Raw genomic sequence first — 4,090 nt, 5'->3', positions numbered from 1 at the left:
GCGACGTCGCGGCCGAGCATGAGGCGATCGCGGACGCCGCGCTGGCATGCGACGCGGTCCAGGCGATCGCGCTGCTGCAGGAGCACTATCGCCGTACGGCAGGCTTCCTGCGCAACGCGCTTGCGCGCTGAGGCCTACTCCGCGGCGAGCGGCAGCGTGCCCGGCAGGCGCCAGCCATAGCGCGCATCGAGGCCGAGACGGCGGACGATCTCGACGCCTTTCGCCAGGTGATCGGGCTTGAGGCCGGAGAGCGGGCGCCGCAGGTCGCCGGCCGGTAGCCCGACCGCCTTCATCAGCGACTTCACCGCCACCGGATTGATCGCGCTGTAGGTGAAGTGCAGCAGCGGCAGCAGACGCAGATAGGTCTCGCGGAACACCACCGACTGCTCGGGCGTCCGCCACGGCGTCGAGAGCGCGGCCATCCCCGCCGGGTCGAGATTGCCGGTCATGTTCGCCGTGCCGTGCCCGCCGAGCGACATGGTCGGCACCACCAGGCCGAGATTGGGGCTGTCGCAGCACATGATCGTCGCGTCCGGCTGCGCCGCGCAGACCTGGGCCACCTGGCCGACGCGCGTGGTGCTTTCCTTCAGCACCACGATGTTCGGGTGCTTCATCAGCCGCAGCAGGTGGTCCCAATGCAGGTCGGACTTCACCCGCGGCGGGTTGTTGTAGATGCCGATGGGCAGGTCCACGGCATCGGCGCATTCGGCGAAAAACGCCTCGATGTCGTCCTCGGGCGCGCAGATATAGGCGGGCGCGGCGAGGATCGCGCCATCGGCGCCGGCGGACTTCGCATGCTGCAGATACTTGATCGTCGCCGCGGTGCTCGGCCCGGTGCAGCCGTAGAAGAACTTCATCCGGCCCGCCGCTCCATTGGCCTTCATGGCGGCCGTGCGCTCCACGATCTCGCGCCGTTCCTCCGGCGTCAGCATGGAGACCTCGCCGGTCGAGCCCATGATCAGCACGGCGGAGGTTCCATTGGCCGCATGCCAGTCCAGCAGCGTCCGGAAGCCGCCGAAATCCACGCTGCCATCGGCGTTGAACGGGGTGATGAGGGCCACGAAGGAACCCTCGATCCGCATCTTGGCCATGCCGGTCATCCTCTGCGCGATGTCCCACGATACCAGGGAGCGCGCGCTGTTGACAGGCGCCCGCCCCCTGCCCGTCATGGCGCGCGGGAGGCCCTGGCCATGACCGAGTTGATCCTGCACGGCTATTTCCGTTCCTCCGCCGCCTGGCGGGTGCGCATCGCGCTCGGGCTGAAGGGGCTCGCCGCGCGCCAGGTCTTCCGCCATCTGCGCAAGGGGGAGCAGGCGGCGCCCGACCACCTGGCCCTCAACCCGCAGGGCCTCGTGCCGACGCTGGAAGTGGCGGGCCAGGGCGTGCTGACCCAGTCGCTGGCGATCCTCGAATGGCTGGACGAGACGCAGCCCGGCCCGAAGCTGCTGCCGGAGGACGCCTGGGGGCGCGCGCGGGTGCGCGCCCTGGCGCAGATCGTGGCCTGCGACATCCACCCGATCCAGAACCTGCGCGTCCTGCAATACCTGAAGCGGGAGCTGCGCCAGGACCAGCCGGCGATCGATGCGTGGGCGCGCCACTGGATCGCGACCGGGCTCGCCGCGCTGGAAGCCCATCTGGCCGAGCCCGCGACCGGGCGCTTCTGCCATGGCGACGCGCCCGGGCTGGCCGATCTGTGCCTGGTGCCGCAGCTCGGCAATGCGCGGCGCTTCGGCTGCGACCTCGGCGCCTATCCGCGCATCCTCGCCGTCGAGGCGGCCTGCCGGGACCTGCCCGCCTTCGCCGCGGCCGCGCCCGAGGCGCAACCGGACGCGGAGTGAGTCGCGCCTTCTCGTTGCCGCCGCGTGGCGGACCCGGAACACGCGTCGCGGCGCGGAGCCGAACGCCGCCGTAGGAGGAAGCATGCCGCTCGTGGACCCGCTGCCGGAGGACCACAATCCGGACCTCGTGGACCTGATCCAGTTCTTTCGCGGGCCGCTCGGCACCGTGCCGAACTCGGTGCTGACCATGCAGCGCCGGCCCGCCATCGCGCGCGCCTTCACCGAGCTCAACAAGGCGGTGATGGCGAACCACGCGCGCGTCACGGCCGAGCAGAAGCGGCTGATCGGCTACCTCGCCTCCCACACCGCCGGCTGCCACTACTGCGAGGCGCACACCATCCTGGCGGCCGAGCGCTTCGGCGCCACGCCGGAGCGGCTGGCCGACATCTGGTCCTATCGCACCAGCCCGCACTTCACCGAGGCCGAGCGCGCCGCCTTCGACTTCGCCATCGCCGCCGCCTCGGTGCCGAATGCCGTCACGCCCGCGATCGCCGCCGCCCTGCGCGCCCATTGGAGCGAGGACGAGATCGTCGAGATCCTCGGCGTCGTCGCGCTGTTCGGCTTCCTGAACCGCTGGAACGATTCCATGAGCACGACGCTGGAGCCCATCGGCATCGAAGCGGGCGCGAAGAACCTGGCGCGGGAGGGGTGGACTGTCGGGAAGCATGGCTGAGCGGGGGGTGGCGCAGGGGCTGCCGTGGCGCTGAAGGGCTGGCTCGGGCGCGACCGCGCCTTCTTCGCGCCGCTGATCGCAGCGGCCGGCCCCTTGCGATGACGCGCCCGCATCGCGCGTCGGGCGGGCTCGGCGCTTGACCCTGGCAGAGGGCGCCAATAACCTTTGATTAACCAATGATTCGCGCGGGCCTTGCCCGCTAGGATCCATCCGAGAAGGAGGCTTCCACCACCGCATTGTCCGCGCCTGCGTCGTTCGGGGCCGAAGCGCCCCCTCCCGCGCGACCTCTCGCCGTGCATGCCGCCCTGCGGCGGCCTTCCCCTGCTGCCCGAGCGCCAGTGGCTAGGCCTCGGGACCATCCGGCGCGTGTTCCGGGCGAGACCATCCTCGCCTGCCGCGTCGCAACGGCTTCTCCATTGGCCAGGCCTCGGCTTCGCCGCGTCGTCACCAACCGGAAAGGCAGACCCTTGTCCCTGCGGCCGCCGCCTGAGCTCAATTCCGCCAATCTCGATCCGGCAGACTGGGACGCCTTCGCGCGTGCCGCCCATGCCGCGCTCGACGCAGCGCTGACGCGCATGCGGACCGTGCGAGACGGCACGGTCTGGCAACGGATGCCGGCTTCGGCCCGCGCCGCCCTGCGCGAACCCCTCCCCGTCGGCCCGCAGGGGATCGAGGGCGCCCTGGCCAGCTTCGAGGAACTCGTCGCGCCCTACCCGACCGGCAACACGCATCCGCGCTTCTTCGGCTGGGTGCATGGCGGCGGCAATCCGGCCGGCATGGTGGCCGAGATGCTGGCGGGCGCGATGAACGCCAATCTCGGCGGCCGCGACCACGCGCCGATCGAGGTCGAGCGCCAGATCACGCGATGGCTGGCTGGCCTGTTCGGCTTTCCGGCCGATGCCAGCGGGCTGTTCATGACGGGAAGCTCGCTGGCGAACTTCGTGGCGATGCTGGTGGCGCGGCGGCGGGCGCTCGGCGCCTCGGTGCGCCGGCATGGCGTCGGCGGGGCGCGTCTCGCCGCCTATGCCTCGGCCGGGGTGCATGGCTGCATCGCCCGCGCCATGGACTTCATGGGCCTCGGATCCGACGCGCTGCGCCTGGTGCCCACGGACGCCGCCCATCGCATCGACATCGCCGCCCTCAAGCGTCACATCGCCAAGGACCGAGCCGCGGGCATCCGGCCCTTCGCCGTAGTCGGGTCGGCCGGCACGGTGGATGTCGGCGCGGTGGACGACCTCGACGCGCTGGCCGATATCGCGGCGGAGGAAGGCCTCTGGTTCCATGTGGACGGCGCGCTGGGCGCGCTGGCTGTGCTCCATCCCGGCCTCGCGCCGCGATTTGCCGGCATCGGCCGCGCGGACTCCCTCGCGCTGGATTTCCACAAGCTCGGCCAGGTGCCCTACGACGCGGGCTTCCTGCTGGTCCGCCACCCGCGCGAGCATTTCGACACCTTCGCCGCGCATGCGAACTACCTGCAGGCCGCCGGACGCGGCCGCGCCCCCCGCGCGCCCGGGCCCCCCCCCGTCGGGCCGGGCCGCACGCGCGGCGTCCCCGCCCCGCAGGGGGGGGTGACGCAGAC

4 protein-coding genes are annotated in these 4,090 nt (G+C 71.7%); 3 read left to right on the top strand and 1 reads right to left on the bottom strand.

The features are described from left to right. Positions 1-134: 134 nt before the first annotated feature. Complete coding sequence (locus tag AC1MIR_RS25075; protein WP_480030899.1) at positions 135-1,091, bottom strand: 4-hydroxy-tetrahydrodipicolinate synthase family protein; 957 nt, start codon at positions 1,089-1,091, stop codon at positions 135-137. A 99-nt stretch (positions 1,092-1,190) separates the two neighbouring features. On the opposite strand from AC1MIR_RS25075, the gene maiA reads away from it, so the two are divergent. From maiA to AC1MIR_RS25060, 3 genes are all read left to right on the top strand, one after another. Continuing rightward, positions 1,191-1,838 carry a maleylacetoacetate isomerase gene (gene maiA / locus AC1MIR_RS25070; RefSeq protein WP_480030898.1) on the top strand — a complete coding sequence of 216 codons (648 nt, stop codon included), beginning with the start codon at positions 1,191-1,193 and terminating at the stop codon, positions 1,836-1,838. 82 nt (positions 1,839-1,920) lie between these two features. After that, positions 1,921-2,511, top strand: a complete 591-nt coding sequence (locus tag AC1MIR_RS25065) for a carboxymuconolactone decarboxylase family protein (RefSeq protein ID WP_480030897.1) — start codon at positions 1,921-1,923, stop codon at positions 2,509-2,511. A 467-nt stretch (positions 2,512-2,978) separates the two neighbouring features. Next, on the top strand, positions 2,979-4,090 hold a 1,112-nt coding region (locus AC1MIR_RS25060), incomplete at its 3' end, for a pyridoxal phosphate-dependent decarboxylase family protein (RefSeq protein ID WP_480030896.1).

The organism is Falsiroseomonas sp. RANM36 (assembly GCF_056682175.1).
This window is presented reverse-complemented; position numbering and strand designations above follow the sequence as displayed.

Coding starts and splice junctions, on each gene's coding strand:
- AC1MIR_RS25065 (WP_480030897.1), top strand. CDS start 1,921: ATGCCGCTCGTGGACCCGCTGCCGGAGGACCACAATCCGGACCTCGTG.
- maiA (WP_480030898.1), top strand. CDS start 1,191: ATGACCGAGTTGATCCTGCACGGCTATTTCCGTTCCTCCGCCGCCTGG.
- AC1MIR_RS25075 (WP_480030899.1), bottom strand. CDS start 1,091: ATGGCCAAGATGCGGATCGAGGGTTCCTTCGTGGCCCTCATCACCCCG.